The following is an 18,630-nucleotide window of genomic DNA, read 5'->3' as shown; positions in this document are numbered from 1 at the left end:
ATGACCGGCGACGCTCCAAGACTGCCTTTCCTGCTCTATGACGGCCATCTGCGCCTGATGCAGACCGCCATTCACGGAGCGACCGAAACGATGCGCGGCGTCACCGCGATGATGCCGCGCCGCCTCTCTCCTCCCGGCGATCCCTCCGGACCTGACGAGCTCGGCTCCGAGGATGCTCCCGGCCTCGGGGCGCTCGATGCCTCCGCCCCCGCGCTCGCGACCGCGATGACGGACACGGCGAGAGACGCTCTGGCCGCACGGGGCGGCGAGGGCCGGAGCGTGACCGCCGGGCGGGAGGTTCACGCCTCGGATGGCAGCGTCCCTCCCGAAGAGGAGCGCGGCCCCAAGCCGCTCAAGCCGCAGGTCGGTCCGTAAGCGCTGCCGGGGCTTCTGCGGCCGTGATCCAGCCGCCGCCGAGAACCCGGCCATGCCCTGCCTCGGGCGAATAGAGGACACAGGCCTGGCCCGGCGCCACGCCCTCTTCGGGCGTGACGAGATCGACGAACGGACCGCGCTCGTCCCGCCCCGTCACCGCCGGCGCGGGCGGACGGGTCGAGCGCAGCTTGACCGCGACCTCCATGCCGGGTGGAAAGCCCTCTCCATCCCCGATCCAGTTCAGCTCCTTCAGGCGCACCCGCCCCTTGAGGAGCGAGCTGCGGCGGCCGACCACGACCTGCCGCGCCTCCGAATCGAGCCGCACGACATAGAGCGGCTCGGACAGGCCGCCGATGTCGAGGCCGCGCCGCTGGCCCACCGTATAGTGGATGACGCCCGGATGGCGGCCCAGCACCTCGCCCTCTTCGGTGACGATCTCGCCGGGCTCCGCCGCGCCGGGGCGCAGGCGCTCGACGACGCTGGTATACTTTCCCTCCGGCACGAAGCAGATGTCCTGGCTGTCCGGCTTGTCGGCGACGACGAGGCCGAGCTCGGCGGCGACTTTCCGCGTCGTCTCCTTGGGCAGGTGGCCCAGCGGGAAGCGCAGGAAACCGAGCTGCTCGCGCGTCGTCGCGAACAGGAAATAGCTCTGATCCTTGCCCGCATCGGCCGCCCGGCGCAGCTCTGGCCCCTCCGGCCCGTCCGCCCGGCGGATGTAATGGCCCGTCGCCATCGCCTCGGCGCCGAGGTCGCGCGCCGTGTGCAGGAGGTCCTTGAACTTCACCCGCTCATTGCAGCGCACGCAGGGAATGGGCGTTGCGCCCGCAAGATAGGTCTCGGCGAAATCCTCCATCACCGCATCGCCGAAGCGATCCTCGTAATCGAGAACGTAGTGCGGAATGCCGAGGCGGTCGGCGACCGCGCGCGCATCCTCGATATCCTGCCCGGCGCAGCAGGCGCCTTTCTTCTGGATGGCGACCCCGTGGTCGTAGAGCTGCAGCGTGATGCCGATCGCGTCATAGCCCGCTTTCGCGACGAGGGCGGCCGTCACCGAGCTGTCCACGCCGCCCGACATGGCCACGACCACGCGCGCGCCCTTCGGCACGCCGAGATCCAGCGAAGCGGCGATTTCGTTCGTCAGAGGCGTATCGGTCATCGCCCGCATATATGCGCCGAACGCGTCTTCGTGAACCGGCTGCTGCAATGCGGCGACCGGCGGGAGGCGCCGTGTTATCGGCGGGAGGAGAGACAACAGGGAGCCCTGAAATGTTCGAAGACCTCCGCGAGCGCAGCGCCGTCGTCACCGGCTCGACCTCCGGCATCGGCCTGCACATGGCCGAAGCGCTCGCAGCCCAGGGCTGCAATGTGACGATCAACGGCCTCGGCGACAAAGACGAGATCGAGGCCGAGCGAAAGCGCATCGCCGAGGCGCATGGCGTCGAGGTCCGCTTCGACGGCGCCAACCTCATGGACGCGCAGGAAACCGCCCGCCTCGTCACGGATGCCGAAGAGGCCTTCGGCGCGGTCGACATCCTCGTGAACAATGCCGGGATGCAGAAGGTCAGCCCCATCGACGAGTTCCCGGAGGACAAGTGGGACCAGATGATCGCGCTGAACCTCTCGGCCGTCTTCCATGCGACCAAGGCCGCCCTGCCCGGCATGAAGTCGCGGGGCTTCGGCCGGATCGTGAACACCGCCTCGGCCCACGGCCTCGTCGCCTCGCCCTTCAAGGCGCCCTATGTCGCGACCAAGCACGGCGTGGTCGGCTTCACCAAATCCGTGGCGCTGGAGACGGCCGAGAGCGGCGTCACTGTCAATGCGATCTGCCCCGGCTATGTCGAGACCCCGCTCGTCACCGGCCAGATCGGCGACACGGCCAAGGCGCGCGGCATGACCGAGGAAGAGGTCAAGAACGAGGTCATCCTCAAGGCGCAGCCGACCAAGCAGTTCGTCACCTACGAACAGCTCAACGGCCTCCTGATCTATCTCTGCTCGGATGCGGGCGCCTCCTGCACCGGGTCCGCCTATACCGTGGATGGCGGCTGGACCGCGCAATAGTGGCGCGCAAGCCGATCAATCTCGCGCTCCAGGGCGGCGGGGCGCATGGCGCCTATGCTTGGGGCGTGGCCGACCGCCTGCTGCAGAGCCGGCGGGTGGCGATCAACGCCATCACCGCGACCAGCGCCGGCGCGATGAATGCCGCTGTCCTCTGCTGCGGCTTCGCCCGCGACGGCGAAGAGGGCGCGCGCGCCGCGCTCGAGCTGTTCTGGCGCGAGGTCTCGGACATGAAGGCGATGGCGGGCCTGCCCGACATGCCCTTCAAGAATGCCATTCCCTATTACGCCGAGGCGGAGGAATGGCTCGCTTATGCGACGATGGAGCTGGCGGGGCTCTCCTTCAGCCCCTACCAGTTCAATCCGCTGAACCTCAATCCGCTGCGCACCGTGCTCGAGCGCGCCGTCGATTTCCGCGCCCTGCGCGCCTGCAACCAGATCAAGCTCTTCGTCAGCGCGACGAATGTCCGCACAGGCAAGGTCCGCGTCTTCGAGAACGAGGAGATGACCTCAGACGCCGTCCTCGCCTCGGCCTGCCTGCCCCAGCTTTTCCAGGCAGTGGAGATCGACGGGGAGGCCTATTGGGACGGCGGCTTCATGGGGAACCCCTCGCTCTGGCCTCTCTTCTACGAGACGGATGTGCAGGACCTCCTCGTCGTGCACATCAATCCGATCGAGCGGCCGGACATCCCCAAGACCGTCTCCGCCATCGACAACCGCGTCAACGAGATCAGCTTCAACTCCGCCCTCCTCAAGGAGATGCGCGCCGTCGCCTTCGTCCAGAAGCTGCTGCGCGAGGGCTGGGTGCGGGAGGACCGGGCGCACGAGCTGGCCGACATCCGCTTCCACGCCATCCGCGCCGACAAGGCCCTCAAGGACCTCAGCCTCGCCTCGAAATACAACACCGACTGGGAATTCCTCAAAGACCTCCGCGACCGCGGCAGAGAGGCGGCGGAGGTCTGGCTCGACACCCACTGGGACGCCGTGGGCGAACGCGAGACCGTGAACCTCCACGCGGAGTTCCTGGACCTTTGAGGCTGTGGAGATGGCGACACGGTTGGAACGGCCGTCGCTCATCACCGGCGGCATGATCTTGCAGCCCTCTGCCGCCTAACTCGGCACTCCTTCATCATTTCCCGTGGCCGCTCTTTGGAGGTCAAAAGTCAGTCTTCCCTCCCTCTACCGAACATCTGCTCAGGACTTCCGTGTTATCACCTGCCGGAAAGCGGCTTCCAGGCACGGTCCGTTCTAGGAAGAGATGGCCCGTCCCCTGAAGGGCGCCCGTCGTTCGGTCTCTGACCCCCTCGAACCTCCCGCGGATCTGACGCGCATTGATGCGCAGGGCCGGATCGAAAACCCCGACATGACGACGACTGATGTGCTCGCCGAGGCCACCATGCCGCGCGGTCGGCCATTCGGCGGAGAAAAAGATCGGTTCGTAGGCGCCCGTGACCTCTTCGACGTCGCGGCCGACTATACAGTCACGGATCGTCCCCGTTGAACACCAACGGTCCTCCAGACTGTACCGCCGAACGTTCTCGGGCTGCTCCGATGCAAGATCACGCCGACCTCCTGGTGCTCGGGCGAGATCGAAAACATCAACAAACGCGTAGCCGTCTTGGAGAGCGCGGATGCACACGCCACTGCACCACCCGTCGCGACCATAGATCGCGGCGCCGCGGCTGTGGTCGATCTCCATAGCCGAAGCGGCTCCAAGCTTCTCGCAGATTATATCCATTTCGTCCTGTAAGGCCTCGGCGCGACCGGCACTAAATGGCGCGACCGCCGTGTTCGTTGCCGCATCGAGGAGAAAGGCTGTGGTCACGCAGCCACTGGTCGACAAAGCCGCGAAAAGCGCGCCGAGAGCCGTTCTCATCTTCAATTCGTCTTTCTCCGACGGTCGCGGGCAGTGCCATCCGCACAATTAGTGCCAAAACCGGAATGAGCCTGGCCACTCACGCCACGCGGGAACAGCTTACTGAATTCTGGCATCGAAGACCGGTCACCCGTTCTCCTGATCCGATCAAGCGAGACATTATTGCAGACAGCGCCCATTCATTAGTTCGGTATCATTCGTGAACGGGCCCGATCCCCGTTACTCCTCAAGCCCCGGCGCCTGCCGCTTCGCCTTGAGCTGCCCGCGCCGCGTCTTGGCGTCCAGCCTGCGCCGCCGGCTCGCCTTTGTCGGCTTGGTCGGAATGCGGCGCTTGGGCGGGGTCAGCGCCTCCTCGATCAGCGCGGCGAGGCGGCTGCGCGCGATCTCGCGGTTACGGGCCTGCGAGCGGGTGTCGGACACGCGCAGGATCAGCGCCCCGTCCTGCGTCCAGCGCCGCCCCGCCAGCCGCCGCAGGCGCCGCTTCACCGAAGGCGAAAGGTTCGGCGAGCGCGCCGCCTCGAAACGCAGCTCCACCGCCGTCGCCACCTTGTTGACGTTCTGCCCGCCGGGCCCGCCGGACTGGGTGAAGCTCTCGGTCAGCTCCCAGTCCTCGACCTTGATGCGGTCGCTCACATGCAGGGTCATTCCACCGCCTCGATCAGCTCCGGCCCGTCCGGCTTCCACGAATTCACTTTCCGGCTCACTTTCCACCAGGTCAGCTCCGGCGGCGGTAGCCCCACGATGTCCCTTGCGGGCGCATCGTCCAGTTCGTCCGCATGTAGCCATTCGTCATAGCGCCCCTCCGGCACGAAGACCGGGACGCGGGAATGCAGCTGCGCCAGCGGGCCCCGCGCGGGCCGGGTCAGGAAGGCGGCGCTCGTCATCTCCTCGCCGCCCTGCCCCATCCACTCCTCCCAGAGCCCCGCGAGGCAGAAGAGCGGCATGTCCCGGTCCCGCGCGATCAGGTAGGGCTGCTTGCCGCCCACCTCCGCCTTCCACTCGTAGAAGCCGTTCATCGGGAACAGGCAGTGCCGCCGCCGCCAGGCGTTCCTGAAGCTCGGCTTCTCGGCCGCCGTCTCCGAGCGAATATTGACGATCGCCTTCTTCAGGAAGCTGCCCTGCCGGTCCCATGCGGGCACGAAGCCCCAGCGGACGAGGTCGAAGCGCCGCTCGCCCTTCGGGCCGAGGCGGATGACCGGCACGGGCTGGCTCGGCGCGATGTTGTAGCGCGCGGGAAAGTTCTCGGTCAGCCTGATGCCGAAATGCTCGCCCATGGATGAAGGCGATTCGGTGACGACGTAGCGCGCGTTCATGGAACGCCTTATGAGAGGTCATGACCGATTCCGGCAAGCCGACCCTCTCCGTGGGCGCAGTGGTGTTCCGCGGCGACCGGGTGCTCCTCATCCGCAGGGGCCGCCCGCCCTTCCAGAACCACTGGTCGATCCCCGGCGGCAAGGTCGAGCATGGCGAGACCCTGCGCGACGCCGTGCGGCGAGAGGTCGAGGAGGAAGCCGGCATCGAGATCGAGGTGCGCGGCCTGATCGACGCCTTCGAGGCGCTGCCGACCGGCAACGAGCCGCGCCATTTCGTCATGATCGATTTCGTGGCCGAACACCTCTCAGGCGAGCCGCGCCCCGGCGACGATGCATTGGAGGCGGAGTTCGTCTCCTATCCCGAGGCCCTGTCCCGCCTCGCCTGGGACAAGACGCGCCTCGCCCTTCAGGGCGCCATGGCCTTCCGCCGCGCCAATGCGCCTTCGCTTGCGGGGCGGGTGGAGTAGAGGTGCGCAGGCTGGCCGCAGCGCTCCTCGCCGCTTGGCCGGTCCTCATCCCGCCTGCGGGCGCGCAGGCCATTCCGGAAGCCGCAGAGGCCTTCGAGCAGCGCCAGCAGGATCTCGTCACGCTGGCAGGCCATCTCGGCACGCTGCACCGCCTGCGCCAGGTCTGCTATCCGGATGACAGCCCCGAGCTCTTCCGGCGCAGGCTGATGACCCTCATTCCGCTCGAAGTGCCGATGGGCGCGACCCGCGTGCGGATGATCGACGCCTTCAACATGCAATACCGGGACACCAGCCGGGAGCACGCGACCTGCGGCCGGCAGGCGCGGCAGGATTATGCGCTGGCGGCAGAGGCCGCGCTCGGCGTGACCGAGCGCCTCTACGCCCCCTTCAGGTCGTCCTGAGCGTTTCGACGAAACGCACGGGCTCGCCCGCAGGATCGCCGATCAGCTCGTCCTCCCACATCACGCGCCGCCCGCGAATGATCGTGCCGACCGGCCAGCCCGTGGTCTCAAAGCCGTCGAACGGCGTCCAGCCTGACAGGTTCGCCATCTGCGAATCCTCGATGACGCGCCGAGCGTTCAGGTCCACCACGGTGAAGTCGGCGTCATAGCCGAGCGCCAGGCGTCCCTTGTTCGCGATGCCGAAGACCCGCTGCGCACCGGCGCTCGTCAGGTCGATCAGGCGCGCCATGCTCAACCGGCCCTCGGCCATGTGGGTCAGCATGACGGGCAGCAGGGTCTGCACGCCCGGCATGCCGGACGGGCTCTTCGGGTAAGGCTTGGCCTTCTCTTCCAGCGTATGCGGCGCGTGATCCGAGCCGATCACGTCGAACAGGCCTTCCTGCAGCGCGCGCCACAGCCCGTCGCGATGCCGCCCGCCGCGCACGGGCGGGTTCATCTGCGCCCGGCCGCTCATCTTTTCATAGGCGTCCATGCCGAGGGTCAGGTGCTGGGGCGTCACCTCGCAGGTCGCGACGTCCCGATGCGCGGCGAGAAGCGGCACCTCGTCCTCGGTCGAGATGTGCAGGACATGGATGCGGCGCCCCGCCTCCGTCGCGAGGCGCAAGAGGCGTTCGGTGGAACGGACCGCCGCTTCGACCGAGCGCACCTCGGGGTGGCTCGACCAGTCGCCGTCGCGCGCCAGCCCGGCATTGTCGCGCAGCATGTATTCGTCTTCGGAATGGAAGGCGACGCGGCGGGTTCCGTTCGCCAGCACCGCGGCCACGCCCTCATCGTCCTCGATCAGCAGGTTGCCCGTGCTGGCGCCCATGAACAGCTTCACGCCGCAGACGCCGGGCAGGCGTTCGAGCTCGTGCAGCTGGTCCGTGTTCTGCCGGGTCGCGCCCATATAGAAGGCGTGATCGCACATCATGCCGCGCGCCCGGTCCAGCTTGTCGGCCAGCGTCGCCTCGTCCGTGGTCAGCGGGTTCGTGTTCGGCATCTCGAAAACGGCGGTCACGCCGCCGAGCACTGCGCCGCGCGCGCCCGCCGCCAGGTCTTCCTTGTGGGTCGCGCCGGGCTCTCGGAAATGGACCTGCGTGTCGATGACGCCGGGCAAAACGTGCAGCCCGGTGCAGTCGATCACCTCGCCCGCAGAAGCATTGGAGGGCAGGCCGATCGCGGCGATCTTGCCCCCCCGGATGCCGACATCGCGCGCACCGGCCCCGTCATGGTTCACCACCGTGCCGCCGCGGAGAATCGTATCGTAAGCCTGGCTCATTTTTCGTTCTCCACCAGCAGGAGCGGGTCGACCAGACGGTCGCGCCATTTCAGCGACCAGTGCACATGCGGCCCGGTCGCGCGGCCGGTCATGCCGACGCCGCCGATCACATCGCCCTTCTGCACTCTTTGCCCCGCCTGCACATCCACGCGCGACATGTGCATCAGCGCGCTCTCGAGGTTCTGGCCGTGATCGATCAGGACGAGGCCGCCTTCGAAGAACATGTCGGGCTCGGCCAGCGTCACCACGCCATCGGCGGGCGCTGCGATATCGGTCCCGACGAACTGCATGGGCGTCGTGCCGTCGGGCGCGGCGATGTCGAGGCCGGAATGCGGTCGCCGCGCCTCGCCGTTATAGAAGCGCTGCGAGCCGAACACGCCCGAGATGCGCCCACGGGCGGGCCAGGTGAAGCCGCTCGTCCACATCGGATCGGGCGACCAGCGTTCGCGCGCGCGGGTCTTCTTGTCGGTCGAGACCGCGATATGTTCGAGGTCTTCCTCCGAATAGGGGTTCACCGTATTGGACGGCACGCCCTCGATCCGGCTTTCGGGAAAGGAGCGGTCGGAGATCCGTAAGGACCGCTCTTCGACATTGCCGTCGGAATAGGCGAGGCGCAGGCGCGCCTCCGTATCCTCGTCCCGTCCGAAGCCGAGGACGAAGCGTCCGTCCTGCGTCACCGGCACGGCTTCGCCGTCGAGCGCCACGGCGGTTCCCGGTTCGGTCTGCCCGAAGGCGAGGCCGCCCTGGGTGAACCGGCTGTCCTCGGTGAAGGTCGTGCGCGCATCTTCGGGTGCCTCGCCCGCAATTCCCGCGCCCTTGGAGGGCGACAGGCTCGGCTCCGGCGGCTGCGCATTCGCCGCGCAGGCGCTCATGGCGAGGATGGCGGCGGTGGTCGCGATCCGCCGCATCAGAATTTCTCTCCCGCCTCCAGCGCGGCCGCATAGGCCTTCGCCGTGGCTACCGCGTCGGCATAGGGCTCCTGGCGCGAAACGCTCCAATAGCGCAGCTCTTCGAGGGGGATCGGCTTTCCCGTCACCGCGCAGGTGACATAGGCACCGGGGCGCAGCACGTCGAAATCGCCGTCGCCATAGCGCAGCTTCGCTTCGGGTCCGTTCATCGTGTTCGTATCCAGCATGCGCTGCTCCTAGCAGGTTTGCCCGTCCGCGCACGGGGTCATTCAAAGAGGGTCGGTTGCGGGGCAGCCGCTTCCCCGGCCTCGGCCTTTTTCGGCGCGGCCTTCGCCTTGGCGGCTTTCTTGCGCGGCGGCTTGGGCGCATCGGCGCCGATCACGGCGCTCCGCTCGTCATCGGCAAAGCGCAGGGTCACCGCCTGCCCCGCCCCGGTCTCCGCCGCCCGCCGCAGGACGCTGCCATCCTCCGCCGTCACCAGCGCGAAACCGCGCTCCAGCACGCCCTGATAGGAATAGCTGCGCAACAGACGCTCCTGCGCCGCCAGCCGCTCGGACAGCCGGTCCAGCGCGCTCGTGCTGCGCGCCAAGCGCTCCGATGCGCCGCCCAGCCCCTCCTCCGCCTCGCGCACCAGCCGCCGCCCCGCCGCAGGCGTCAGGCGCAGGCTCGACAGCCGCGAGGCCGCCCTCTCCGTCGCCGCCTGCCCCAGCGGCCGCAGGCGCAGCCCCGCCACTCTCTGCTGCGCCCGGTCGATGCCGCGCAGGGGCGCCTCGGGCAGGCGCCGCCCCGCCTCGCGCAAGGTCTGCTCGCGCAGGCGCAGCGCCTGAAGCACGGTGCTCGGCCGCAAGCGTCCTTCGGCGCGCGAAAACCGCGTCTCCGCCCGCTCAAGCCAGCTGCGCATCGCAGCCCCCAGCCGTTCCGTCGCCCGGTCGAAGCGCTGCTCCACCGGCTCGATCAGCGCCTCGGGCCGCCCGAGCCCGCGTATGGCCGAGGTCAGCGCCAGCGCGCGCCGCTCGGCCGCCTGGAACACGGCGCCCGACAGCCGCGCGCCCTTGCTCTCGACCTCGGACAGAAGCTCCATGCGCACCGGCACGGCCATTTCGGCGGCCGCCGTCGGCGTCGGCGCGCGCCTGTCCGCGGCATAGTCGATCAGCGTCGTATCGGTCTCGTGCCCCACGGCCGAGATCACCGGGATGCCGCTCGCCGCCACCGCGCGCACCACCGCCTCGTCATTGAAGCACCAGAGGTCCTCGAGGCTCCCCCCGCCCCGGCCGACGATCAGGACGTCCGGCCGCGGAAAGCCTTCGGGCAAGCGGTTGAACCCCTCGATCCCGGCGACGATCTGCGCCGCGGCCCGCTCGCCCTGCACGAGGGCCGGCCAGACCAGCACATGGCTCGGAAAGCGGTCGCGCAGGCGGTGCAGGATGTCCCGGATCACCGCGCCGGACGGCGAGGTCACAACCCCGATCGTGCGCGGCAGGAAGGGCAGCGGCCTCTTGCGCTCCGCCGCGAACAGCCCCTCCGCGGCGAGCTGTTTCTTGCGCTCCTCGAACAGCGCCATCAGCGCGCCCGCCCCCGCGGGCTCCAGCGTGTCGATGACCAGCTGATAGCGCGACTGGCCGGGGAAGGTCGTCAGCCGCCCGGTGGCGATGACCTCCATCCCCTGCTCGGGGCGCACCTTCATCCGCGCCGCCGCGCCCTTCCAGACGACCGAGGAGAGCACCGCCCGCTCGTCCTTGAGGTCGAGATAGACATGCCCCGACCCCGCCCGCGTCACGCGCCCCAGCTCGCCCCTCACCCGGACATAGCCATAAGCGTCCTCGATCGTGCGCTTGAGGCTGCTCGACAGCTGCGAGACGGTATATTCGGGCGTGTTCGACGAGGGCGCTGGCATGGCCTCTGTCTAGCGTCCGTCCTCGCGGATGTCGCGGGGCGTCTCCACGACAGGTTCGTTCGACTGGATAAAGCTCGGCACGCCTAGATAATCCAGCGTTCCGCCCTGCGCCCCCGCATCGCCCACCCCGTCCGCAATCGGAGAGGCCTCGCGCCGCCGCTGCATCGCGCGCTTCTGCGAGATCGCCGCCCCGAACTCTCCGCGCCGCTCAGGCGGGATCATCCCGCCCACAGCGCCCGGCGCGACATCCTTCAGCCGCTCGGCGATCCGCTCCCAGTCCTCGCCCAAGCCGTCGACCTCCGCCTGCCAGCCCGACAGCACCTCCCGCCCCGCGCACTCCGCCGCCTTATCGGGATCCGAGAACACGGCATTGCAGTCGAGCCCCACCACGCCCGACGGCACGCCCTGCCCCCGCTCCACATCCGGCAAAGCCACTTGCGGCAGGCTCGGCGGCGGCGGCGCAGCTTCCGGCGCCTCGGCAACCGGCGCCGCGTCCTCGACAGGCTGAGGTTCGGGCTCGGGCGCTGCCACCTCCGGCGGCGCCTCCGGTTCGGGCTCAGGCACAGGCGGCGCGCGCACGATCTCGACCTGCACCACGCGCTCCCCGTCCTCCCGCCCGCGCGGGGGCTTCGGGTCATAGGCCGACCACAGCAGCAGCACGATCAGCGCATTCACGCCGACCGCCGCCCCCAGCCCGACCCACCGGTCCCGCCGCCCCTCTTCCGTGATCCCGGCCATTGCGCGAAGGGTGCGTCGGGGCCAGACAACAATCACCTGAACGAATGGAGAGGTCATGGACATCCTGCTGATCGGCTCCGGCGGCCGCGAGCACGCCCTCGCCTGGAAGATCGCGCAGAGCCCGCTGGTGCGGCGCCTCGTCTGCACGCCCGGCAATCCCGGCATGGCGGCGGTCGCGGAGTGCGTGCCCACACCCGCCGACATCCCCGCTTATGCCAAAAAAGAGGGATTCGACCTCGTCGTCGTCGGCCCCGAACAGCCTCTCGCGGACGGCCTCGCCGATTCGCTCGAAGAGTCGGGCATCCCCTGCTTCGGCCCGAAACGGGAGGCCGCCCGGGTCGAGACCTCCAAGGCCTTCGTCAAGGACCTCTGCGAAGAGGCCGGCATCCCCACCGCCCGCGCGCGCAGCTTCACCGAGGCGGACGCCGCCAAGGCCTATCTTAGCGAGCTCCCCGGCCCCTGGGTCGTCAAGGCGGACGGCCTCGCCGCCGGCAAGGGCGTCGTCATCGCAGAGGCGCTCGAAGACGCCAAATCCGCCGTGGACGACATGCTCGGCGGCGAATTCGGCGAGGCGGGCTCCACGATCGTCATCGAGGAGTTCCTCGAAGGCGAGGAAGTTTCCCTCTTCGCGATCACCGACGGCGAAACCGTCCTCCCCTTCGGCAGCGCCCGCGACCACAAGCGCGCCTTCGACGGGGACGAAGGCCCGAACACCGGCGGCATGGGCGCCTATGCCCCGCCCGGCAACCTGCCCGAGGCGCTCGAGCGCCGCGCCTATGACGAGATCATCCGCCCGGCCCTCGCCGCCCTCAAATCGCGCGGCACGCCCTATAAGGGCGTCCTCTATGCCGGGCTGATGCTGACCGCGGACGGCCCCAAGCTGATCGAGTTCAACTGCCGCTTCGGCGACCCCGAGGCGCAGGTCCTCATGCGCCGCCTGCGCTCGGACGTGGTCCCCACCCTATGGGGCGCAGCGACAGGGCGCCTCGGCGGCGTTGGCCTCGACTGGATGGTCGAGGCCTGCACCCTCGTCGTCATGGCGACCAAGGGCTATCCCGGTTCCTACGAGAAAGGCTCCGAGATTCGCGGCCTCGCCGAGGCCGAAGCCCAAGGCCTCGTCATCTTCCACGCCGGAACGAAACAGGACGGAGACCGCCTCCTCGCAAATGGCGGCCGGGTCCTGAACGTTACGGCCATGGCCGACACGCCTCAGGCGGCGGCGGAAGCGGTGTATGAGGGGATAGGCGCGATTGAGTGGCCGGATGGGTTTTACCGGCAGGATATTGGGGTGGGGGTGTGAGGGGCGGATATCACTGCTCTACCGGTGCATAACTTCTCTACGGGTGCATAACTTCGGTCTAAGAGATGAATAATGGCTGGCAATATCGAAATGGAATCCGAAAGTAGCGCACCCAATCGACAGGCCAGCGAAGGCGTCCTCGAATCAGGCCAAGAACCTAGAATGACGTTGAGCGACTACGAGGCTCGTGGTCGCGATCTCTACGCCCGCTATGCTGATGCGGTCCGGCAAATTCTTCTTGCTGCCCTAGCTCGTCACCCTGAAATCAGGCATCAAGAGGTTCAAGCTCGAGCAAAGGCTGTCGACAGCTTGAGAAAGAAACTGGGCGATGCGGCTGGAACATCTGTTATCCAGCAGTATGCAAAAGATCTCGCTGGGGTTCGCATAGTTTTATATACGGATAGCGATCTTGATAGATTAGAAGGGTCTGGACTTCTACATGAAAATTTCAGCATTGAGTGGGAACGCACGAGATTCCATTATCCCGTCAGCGGGGATAAGGATGTTTCTCACTTCATTGGCCGGAACTATGTTGCCCTTCTTACGGACGCACGAACATCCCTCCCTGAATACGCTGATTTATCTAGTCTACGGTGCGAGATACAGGTTCAGACGATCTTGCAACATGCTTGGTCTGAAACAGCTCACGATAAAATCTATAAGAGTCCTGACCTCGGCGAGGTGGGCGCCCGCAATTTGGTAGCGCTGAAGACGCAGATGAACGCCATCCAAAGGCGTTACCTGATTCCGGCCGGACACGAGTTCCAAAAGGTTCTGGACTCATTCGAGCGGCTCGCCCAAGGCAAAAAATTGATTGATACCGATGCACTTGAGGCAATCGAGAGAGCAACAAATAACAACGATGTCTCCGACCTTCTCGATCGATTCCAAAATTTTGTGTTACCAGAGATTGATAAGATTCAGGCCTGGGCACCAGATATCCGACGCGCGGCGTTGAGCGCCGTCCGGCATGCGAGCGGTCACCTCATTATACCGATCAAGACTCCATACGGAGATATCCCAGGCAAGACGCTCGAAGACGTGACGAAGCGTGCAGTCCGGCTAATAAACGGGCCGGAACTGCGACTCGTTGATCCAACGGCGACGCTACATACTCTGATCGACATGTATAGCATCGAGGGGCTAGATGAAGAGGCGAAGCGCCTACTCGTCGAGGCAGCCGCCGAACTTTCGCACTATAATCTCTCTGCTTGGCGTCAAGGCGGTCCTATCGTTCAAAAATTGCTAACGGAGACAATCTGCGGCCTTGATCCGAAGATAATTGATACGGTTCGGCCGCTGATCCTCAAGGTTGCGAGCAATGCGCTCGGCACGGAAATCGCTGGGACCTCTTCGAATTCAGAGAGCGTGACTTTCACAAGGGGCGCTGTTCTTATATCCGAGGACTTGAACAAAATCCGTGATCGAGCCATTGCCCTGATCGAAGAAGCATTCAATATGGCTTCGAACGACGTGGAACGACGCCGTGCCCTCGTTGCGTACAAGCAGGCGACATCGCTCCATAATGCTGCGATACTAAGCGACGATCTAATAGTCCGGGTGCGCCTCGATACAGCGCGGATGATTCGCTTCCTGACTAATAAAGCGGGCGTCTTAAGTAACCCCCTCCTTCAGTCAGTCGAGCGTGACATCTACCTCCGCTATCGCTGGAATCAGGATACGGAAGGGAAGCCAACTCGAGCAGCTTCTGTCGCTGCCGCGGGATTGGAAGTGGTCAGTGCCGCGCTCAGTTTCCGTGATCATATATCTGGTTTCGAGGACTACGAAATTTTCAAAACACTTGTCGGGTTCGAAGGCGTTTTTGCCGATGCGTGGGAGGCGCCGGAGTTCCGTGCCATGTACAAGCTCAACGACAAGGCACGAGACGAGCGAGCTGCCGAGCTACTTGCGAGTGTAACAGTTGAAGGTGCGCCTGATTGGTTCGAGCGCCTCGACCGCTATGCCGCGACAGATTCCAGTGATCTCGCTACCTTTCCAAAACTCGGGAAATTCATTACAGACATCGTAGCACGTCATCCATCCATCGGACCAATTTGGCTAGACCAATCTGAGGGTCGGCCGCTCGAAAGGTTTGTACCGGGCATGCTGCGAGGCCTCTACAAGGCAGCGCCCGACTCGGCGGTTGCTTGGGTAGAACAAGCTATGCAGGCCGGTAGATATATCACCTCACTGGCACACTTTCTCAACCATGCCGACCCGCCTCTACCAGACTTGGTTGAGCAGATGGCAGGCGTTGCCGCTCATTCAAATAATAAGCAAGCTGCCATCTCTGTCCTGGAGTTTGCGGTTAAAGAGAGGGTGGTGCTGGGCGGGGAACGAGCCACTAAGCTAGGCCTCATGATGATCGAGTACCTTGCGGCACGATCTGAGGACGAATGGGTAAATCCAGTCTGGCTCTATTCTCAGGACAGCGATTTCATAGAATCACTCCCTAAAAAAGATAGATTGCGCTTCTTGAGAGCTGTATCTACGCTACGCAATATCGACCATCGTACGGAAGAATTTCTAGTTAAAGTAGCGCGTAAGCATCCAAACGAAGTTATTGACATGTTTGGTAAGCGAATAGAATTTGATAAATCAGAAGATAACAATCCATTCGATCCCAATCATTTTGAGGCAATCCCTTACGAGTTCCACCATTTGTCAGAGGGGTTCTCATTAGATGACGTTGATCTCGTTCTTGAAGCCACCAGCCGTTGGGCTGAAAAATCCGACTGGCTCAACAGTTATCGCGGCGGCCGGTTCGTTGCCGGCGTTTATCCCGATTTACCTGAAGAGTTGATCAGGGCGCTTAGAGAATTCACCTCATCAGGAGACGAGGCGAGGCAAGAATTTGCTATCGCGGTGATAGAACATTTTGAAAGTGCTCCTGGTGTCTGGGTGGTTGCGAAGGAGCTGGTAGCTGAAGCAGCAGGTTCCGACCAGTTGCTTTCAAAGATTGGGAGCGCTCTTCAGTCTACAGGTACTATGCATGGGCACTTTGGATATCGCGATGCGCTCATCGAGCAGAAGTCGAAGATCGAGGCATGGTTTGACGACGAGCGTGAGGCTGTGCGCGCTTTCGCTAGGACGTTCGCCCGCTCTCTGGAAAATCAGATCGCGAATGAGCAGCAGAGGGTCGAACGAGACATTGCTCAACGACGTTTGGAGTATGGTGAGCCAATCTCTTCCGAGAATGACGCAAGACCTGACGGTGATACGGGCGGGTAGAGGGGCATCGATGCTTGCTACCATGTGCAGTGTACACGTTCCCTAGAACTACTTTCAAGTTGAAGAATATGTCAGAACCATGGGGTGTTTATCCCCACCCCCTCCACCCCACTCCATAATCTCCCCTCGCGGCGTGACGGGGCCGGCAGGTACCGTCGTCTGCTCGGCACGCCGCCTCTTCGTCTCGTGCCCTTCGCGTTTGCGGAGGGGATGGCACGCGTCGGGCGAGCTCCGGAGGGGCCCCGGTCGTATGGCGGAGAGCCGCGCGCGGCGAGGGTTTGGGACACCCGAACCGAGCCGACACAGTATCAATAGACCCTCCGTCGGCACGGAAGCCGCGCGCGGGACCCTCGATTTTCGCGAAACCGGCTCGGACGGGCGATGACGGCTGCGCGCTCAAGTAGCGAAGCGATAGCGCGACTGAGATGCGCGGAGGAGGCGGATGGTGACATCTCACCCGGCGGCCCGCCGCTGCATTTGCTCCCTCTTTCCGAGACGGGCCCCGGCGCGGGGGCCGGGGTGACAGCGGCTGCATCTAAGCGTCACCCCGGCCGGAGCGCAGCGGAGAGCCGGGGCCCATCTCGGAAAAGCGGGCGCCCGCGAGCGATGCGCCGGGCGGCGCGGGCGATGGTGGATCACGATTCACCCTACGGCCGCGAGGCGCCCCGCCACCCGCGCAAACTCCCGCCGCGGAGCGAGCGACGTCCAGGAGCGAGCCGGGCCAACGGCCCGTCGCGCGAAGCGCGTCAGCACCTATGGTGGATCACGATCCACCCTACATCCGCTGCGCACCGTGAGCGGCTACGCCGCGAACACGCGCTCAAGCAGCCGGAGGCGGTAGCGCCACTAAGACGCGCTCAAGCAGCGAGCGCGAGCGAGCGGTAGCGCCACTTAAGGATAAAGCCTTGAGGTCCGCCACTCCTCCCCGTCGCGCTCGAAGAGCAGGCGGTCATGCAGGCGGTGGGGGCGGTTGACCCAGAATTCGATGCGCTGCGGCATCAGGCGATAGCCGCTCCAATGGTCCGGGCGCGGCACGTCCCGGCCCTCGAAGGCCTCCTCGCGGTCGGCGATGCGCGCCTTGAGGGCGTCCTTGCCGCCCATCTTGCGCGACTGGTCGCTCGCCCAGGCGCCGATCCGCGCCCCGCGGGAGCGGGAGGCGAAATAGGCGTCGGCCTCTTCGGGCGCGACGGGCTCGACCGGGCCGGCGACGCGGACCTGGCGGCGGATCGACTTCCAGTGAAAGCACATGGCCGCGCGCGGGTTCGCGGCCAGCGCCTCGCCCTTCGCCGACTGCGTGTTGGTGTAGAAGGTGAAGCCGTCGTCGAGATCCTTGAGGAGGACCATCCGCACCTCCGGCATCCCGTCCGGCGCCACGGTGGCGAGGGCCAGCGCGTTCGAATCGTTGGCCTCGTGCCTTTTGGCGAGGGCCAGCCATTCGGCGAACAGGGCGAAGGGCTCGTTCGAGGTGAACACCTCGCCCTGATCGTCCGAGACGCCGAAGGCTTCCTGCGCCTCCGCTTCGCGGGCATAGTCCTCGGCACTGGGCGTGGGCGGGATGAGTGCGTCATCGGTCATGCCCTGCTAGCTAGGCCGTTCCGGCCGATCCGCAAACGAGGCGTCATGTCCGACAACAGCTTCGGCACCCTGTTCCGCGTCACCACCTGGGGCGAAAGCCACGGCCCCGCCATCGGCTGCGTCATCGACGGCTGCCCGCCGGGCGTGCTGCTGCGGACAGGGGACATCCAGCAGAGGCTCGACCGGCGCCGCCCCGGCACCTCCCGCTTCGTCACCCAGCGCAAGGAGGCCGATCAGGTGCGCATCCTCTCCGGCGTCTTCGAGGACGACCGCACGGGAGGCCCCCGCACCACCGGCACGCCGATCAGCCTGATGATCGAGAACACCGACCAGCGCAGCCGCGACTATGACGAGATCCGCGACACCTACCGTCCCGGCCATGCCGACTACGCCTATGATGCGAAATACGGGATCAGGGACTATCGCGGGGGCGGCCGCTCCAGCGCGCGCGAAACCGCCTGCCGCGTCGCCGCAGGCGCCGTGGCGGAGCGGGTGCTCGACGCGCTCTATGGCGGCGCGGTGCGCATCTTTGGTGGCCTCGTCGCCATGGGGCCGCACGAGGTCGATCCCGAGCGGGTCGACTGGGACACGGTGGCGGAGAACCCTTTCTTCTCCCCGGACCCTGTCGCTGCGGTAGAGTGGGAAGGCGTGTTGGACGGAGCACGCAAATCCGGGGACTCCCTAGGGGCCCTGATCGAGGTCCGGGCGAGCGGCGTGCCTGCGGGTCTGGGCGCGCCGGTCTATGGCAAGCTCGACTCGGAGCTCGCTGCGGCGCTGATGTCGATCAATGCGGCCAAGGCGGTGGAGATCGGCGACGGCCTCGCGGCGGCGATGAATACCGGCACTGGCAATGCCGACGAGATGCGCAAGGGCGAGCATGGCCCCGCCTTCCTCGCCAACCATGCTGGCGGTGTCATGGGCGGCATCTCGACGGGGCAGGACGTTGTGGCGCGGGTCGCGATCAAGCCGACCTCCTCGATCCTCACCCCGCGCCGCAGCGTGATGGCGGACGGAACCGAGACCGAGGTCGTCACCAAGGGCCGCCACGACCCTTGCGTCGGCATTCGCGGCGTGCCGGTGGCCGAGGCCATGATGGCCTGCGTCCTCGCCGACCACGCTTTGCGCCACAGGGGCCAGACCGGCCGCCTCGGCCCCGCAGGCTAGCGCAGAGGCTGGGGCG

Annotated in this window: 18 protein-coding genes; 8 read left to right on the top strand and 10 right to left on the bottom strand. The window is 66.0% G+C overall.

Annotation, left to right across the window (positions count from 1 at the left end):
* Positions 1 to 375: a hypothetical protein gene (locus IE88_RS0108230; RefSeq protein ID WP_031552855.1), complete on the top strand. Its 375-nt coding sequence runs from the start codon at positions 1 to 3 to the stop codon at positions 373 to 375.
* Here IE88_RS0108230 and mnmA read toward each other — a convergent pair.
* Positions 353 to 1,531: a tRNA 2-thiouridine(34) synthase MnmA gene (gene mnmA / locus IE88_RS0108225; protein ID WP_238319285.1), complete on the bottom strand. Its 1,179-nt coding sequence runs from the start codon at positions 1,529 to 1,531 to the stop codon at positions 353 to 355. The genes IE88_RS0108230 and mnmA overlap by 23 nt on opposite strands.
* 110 nt (positions 1,532 to 1,641) lie before the next feature.
* Between mnmA and IE88_RS0108220 the strand changes: the two genes are divergently transcribed.
* Positions 1,642 to 2,433, top strand: a complete 792-nt coding sequence (locus IE88_RS0108220) for a 3-hydroxybutyrate dehydrogenase (protein ID WP_031552851.1) — start codon at positions 1,642 to 1,644, stop codon at positions 2,431 to 2,433.
* Entirely contained in the window at positions 2,433 to 3,464 is a 1,032-nt protein-coding gene (locus IE88_RS0108215) for a patatin-like phospholipase family protein (RefSeq protein ID WP_031552848.1), read from the top strand. The genes IE88_RS0108220 and IE88_RS0108215 overlap by 1 nt, the downstream gene beginning before the upstream one ends.
* Positions 3,465 to 3,585: 121 nt before the next feature.
* On the opposite strand, the gene IE88_RS0108210 is transcribed toward IE88_RS0108215, so the two are convergent.
* The 3 genes from IE88_RS0108210 to IE88_RS0108200 form a co-directional block, all read right to left on the bottom strand.
* The gene (locus IE88_RS0108210; protein WP_031552844.1) at positions 3,586 to 4,305 is read right to left on the bottom strand and encodes a hypothetical protein; all 720 of its coding nucleotides are present in this window, start codon (positions 4,303 to 4,305) and stop codon (positions 3,586 to 3,588) included.
* 219 nt (positions 4,306 to 4,524) lie between these two features.
* Complete coding sequence (gene arfB, locus IE88_RS0108205) at positions 4,525 to 4,950, bottom strand: alternative ribosome rescue aminoacyl-tRNA hydrolase ArfB (RefSeq protein WP_031552841.1); 426 nt, start codon at positions 4,948 to 4,950, stop codon at positions 4,525 to 4,527.
* On the bottom strand, positions 4,947 to 5,618 hold the full coding sequence (locus IE88_RS0108200; RefSeq protein ID WP_031552838.1) for an SOS response-associated peptidase: 672 nt from the start codon (positions 5,616 to 5,618) through the stop codon (positions 4,947 to 4,949). The genes arfB and IE88_RS0108200 overlap by 4 nt, the downstream gene beginning before the upstream one ends.
* 20 nt (positions 5,619 to 5,638) lie before the next feature.
* Here IE88_RS0108200 and IE88_RS0108195 point away from each other — a divergent pair, with 20 nt between their 5' ends.
* Both IE88_RS0108195 and IE88_RS0108190 read left to right on the top strand, forming a co-directional pair.
* Entirely contained in the window at positions 5,639 to 6,085 is a 447-nt protein-coding gene (locus IE88_RS0108195) for an NUDIX hydrolase (protein ID WP_036766901.1), read from the top strand.
* Positions 6,086 to 6,087: 2 nt separating this feature from the next.
* Positions 6,088 to 6,486: a TIGR02301 family protein gene (locus IE88_RS0108190; RefSeq protein ID WP_031552832.1), complete on the top strand. Its 399-nt coding sequence runs from the start codon at positions 6,088 to 6,090 to the stop codon at positions 6,484 to 6,486.
* On the opposite strand, the gene IE88_RS0108185 is transcribed toward IE88_RS0108190, so the two are convergent.
* Genes IE88_RS0108185 through IE88_RS0108165 form a run of 5 tightly spaced genes read right to left on the bottom strand, consistent with a single transcriptional unit; the run spans position 6,473 to position 11,401 of the window.
* Positions 6,473 to 7,804 (bottom strand): dihydroorotase, encoded by a 1,332-nt coding sequence (locus IE88_RS0108185; protein WP_031552829.1) that lies wholly within the window; start codon positions 7,802 to 7,804, stop codon positions 6,473 to 6,475. The genes IE88_RS0108190 and IE88_RS0108185 overlap by 14 nt on opposite strands.
* On the bottom strand, positions 7,801 to 8,712 hold the full coding sequence (locus IE88_RS0108180; protein ID WP_051881707.1) for a M23 family metallopeptidase: 912 nt from the start codon (positions 8,710 to 8,712) through the stop codon (positions 7,801 to 7,803). Before IE88_RS0108180 ends, IE88_RS0108185 begins: the two co-directional genes overlap by 4 nt.
* Complete coding sequence (locus IE88_RS0108175; protein ID WP_031552822.1) at positions 8,712 to 8,939, bottom strand: DUF2093 domain-containing protein; 228 nt, start codon at positions 8,937 to 8,939, stop codon at positions 8,712 to 8,714. Before IE88_RS0108175 ends, IE88_RS0108180 begins: the two co-directional genes overlap by 1 nt.
* Before the next feature lie 38 nt (positions 8,940 to 8,977).
* Positions 8,978 to 10,606, bottom strand: coding sequence for an exodeoxyribonuclease VII large subunit (gene xseA / locus IE88_RS0108170; RefSeq protein WP_036766900.1), 1,629 nt, complete (start codon positions 10,604 to 10,606; stop codon positions 8,978 to 8,980).
* 9 nt (positions 10,607 to 10,615) lie between these two features.
* Positions 10,616 to 11,401, bottom strand: a complete 786-nt coding sequence (locus IE88_RS0108165) for a hypothetical protein (RefSeq protein ID WP_162178320.1) — start codon at positions 11,399 to 11,401, stop codon at positions 10,616 to 10,618.
* On the opposite strand from IE88_RS0108165, the gene purD reads away from it, so the two are divergent.
* Together purD and IE88_RS17835 are read left to right on the top strand one after the other, a co-directional pair.
* Positions 11,400 to 12,644 carry a phosphoribosylamine--glycine ligase gene (gene purD, locus IE88_RS0108160; RefSeq protein WP_031552814.1) on the top strand — a complete coding sequence of 415 codons (1,245 nt, stop codon included), beginning with the start codon at positions 11,400 to 11,402 and terminating at the stop codon, positions 12,642 to 12,644. The two genes, IE88_RS0108165 and purD, sit on opposite strands and share 2 nt — an antisense overlap.
* 72 nt (positions 12,645 to 12,716) lie before the next feature.
* Complete coding sequence (locus IE88_RS17835; RefSeq protein ID WP_081871537.1) at positions 12,717 to 15,875, top strand: RelA/SpoT domain-containing protein; 3,159 nt, start codon at positions 12,717 to 12,719, stop codon at positions 15,873 to 15,875.
* 891 nt (positions 15,876 to 16,766) lie between these two features.
* On the opposite strand, the gene pdxH is transcribed toward IE88_RS17835, so the two are convergent.
* Positions 16,767 to 17,450, bottom strand: a complete 684-nt coding sequence (gene pdxH, locus IE88_RS0108150) for a pyridoxamine 5'-phosphate oxidase (protein WP_031552809.1) — start codon at positions 17,448 to 17,450, stop codon at positions 16,767 to 16,769.
* Positions 17,451 to 17,495: 45 nt separating this feature from the next.
* Between pdxH and aroC the strand changes: the two genes are divergently transcribed.
* Positions 17,496 to 18,614: a chorismate synthase gene (aroC, locus tag IE88_RS0108145; protein WP_031552806.1), complete on the top strand. Its 1,119-nt coding sequence runs from the start codon at positions 17,496 to 17,498 to the stop codon at positions 18,612 to 18,614.
* Positions 18,615 to 18,630: the final 16 nt, after the last annotated feature.

It is taken from the genome of Parvularcula oceani (genome assembly GCF_000733125.1).
In the GTDB taxonomy this organism is placed as follows: domain Bacteria; phylum Pseudomonadota; class Alphaproteobacteria; order Caulobacterales; family Parvularculaceae; genus Parvularcula; species Parvularcula oceani.
This window is presented reverse-complemented; position numbering and strand designations above follow the sequence as displayed.

Coding starts and splice junctions, on each gene's coding strand:
- arfB (WP_031552841.1), bottom strand. CDS start 4,950: ATGACCCTGCATGTGAGCGACCGCATCAAGGTCGAGGACTGGGAGCTG.
- xseA (WP_036766900.1), bottom strand. CDS start 10,606: ATGCCAGCGCCCTCGTCGAACACGCCCGAATATACCGTCTCGCAGCTG.
- IE88_RS0108210 (WP_031552844.1), bottom strand. CDS start 4,305: ATGAGAACGGCTCTCGGCGCGCTTTTCGCGGCTTTGTCGACCAGTGGC.
- IE88_RS0108175 (WP_031552822.1), bottom strand. CDS start 8,939: ATGCTGGATACGAACACGATGAACGGACCCGAAGCGAAGCTGCGCTAT.
- IE88_RS0108230 (WP_031552855.1), top strand. CDS start 1: ATGACCGGCGACGCTCCAAGACTGCCTTTCCTGCTCTATGACGGCCAT.
- IE88_RS0108220 (WP_031552851.1), top strand. CDS start 1,642: ATGTTCGAAGACCTCCGCGAGCGCAGCGCCGTCGTCACCGGCTCGACC.
- purD (WP_031552814.1), top strand. CDS start 11,400: ATGGACATCCTGCTGATCGGCTCCGGCGGCCGCGAGCACGCCCTCGCC.
- IE88_RS0108195 (WP_036766901.1), top strand. CDS start 5,639: ATGACCGATTCCGGCAAGCCGACCCTCTCCGTGGGCGCAGTGGTGTTC.
- IE88_RS0108185 (WP_031552829.1), bottom strand. CDS start 7,804: ATGAGCCAGGCTTACGATACGATTCTCCGCGGCGGCACGGTGGTGAAC.
- IE88_RS0108180 (WP_051881707.1), bottom strand. CDS start 8,712: ATGCGGCGGATCGCGACCACCGCCGCCATCCTCGCCATGAGCGCCTGC.
- IE88_RS0108165 (WP_162178320.1), bottom strand. CDS start 11,401: ATGACCTCTCCATTCGTTCAGGTGATTGTTGTCTGGCCCCGACGCACC.
- pdxH (WP_031552809.1), bottom strand. CDS start 17,450: ATGACCGATGACGCACTCATCCCGCCCACGCCCAGTGCCGAGGACTAT.
- aroC (WP_031552806.1), top strand. CDS start 17,496: ATGTCCGACAACAGCTTCGGCACCCTGTTCCGCGTCACCACCTGGGGC.
- mnmA (WP_238319285.1), bottom strand. CDS start 1,531: ATGACCGATACGCCTCTGACGAACGAAATCGCCGCTTCGCTGGATCTC.
- IE88_RS0108200 (WP_031552838.1), bottom strand. CDS start 5,618: ATGAACGCGCGCTACGTCGTCACCGAATCGCCTTCATCCATGGGCGAG.
- IE88_RS17835 (WP_081871537.1), top strand. CDS start 12,717: ATGGCTGGCAATATCGAAATGGAATCCGAAAGTAGCGCACCCAATCGA.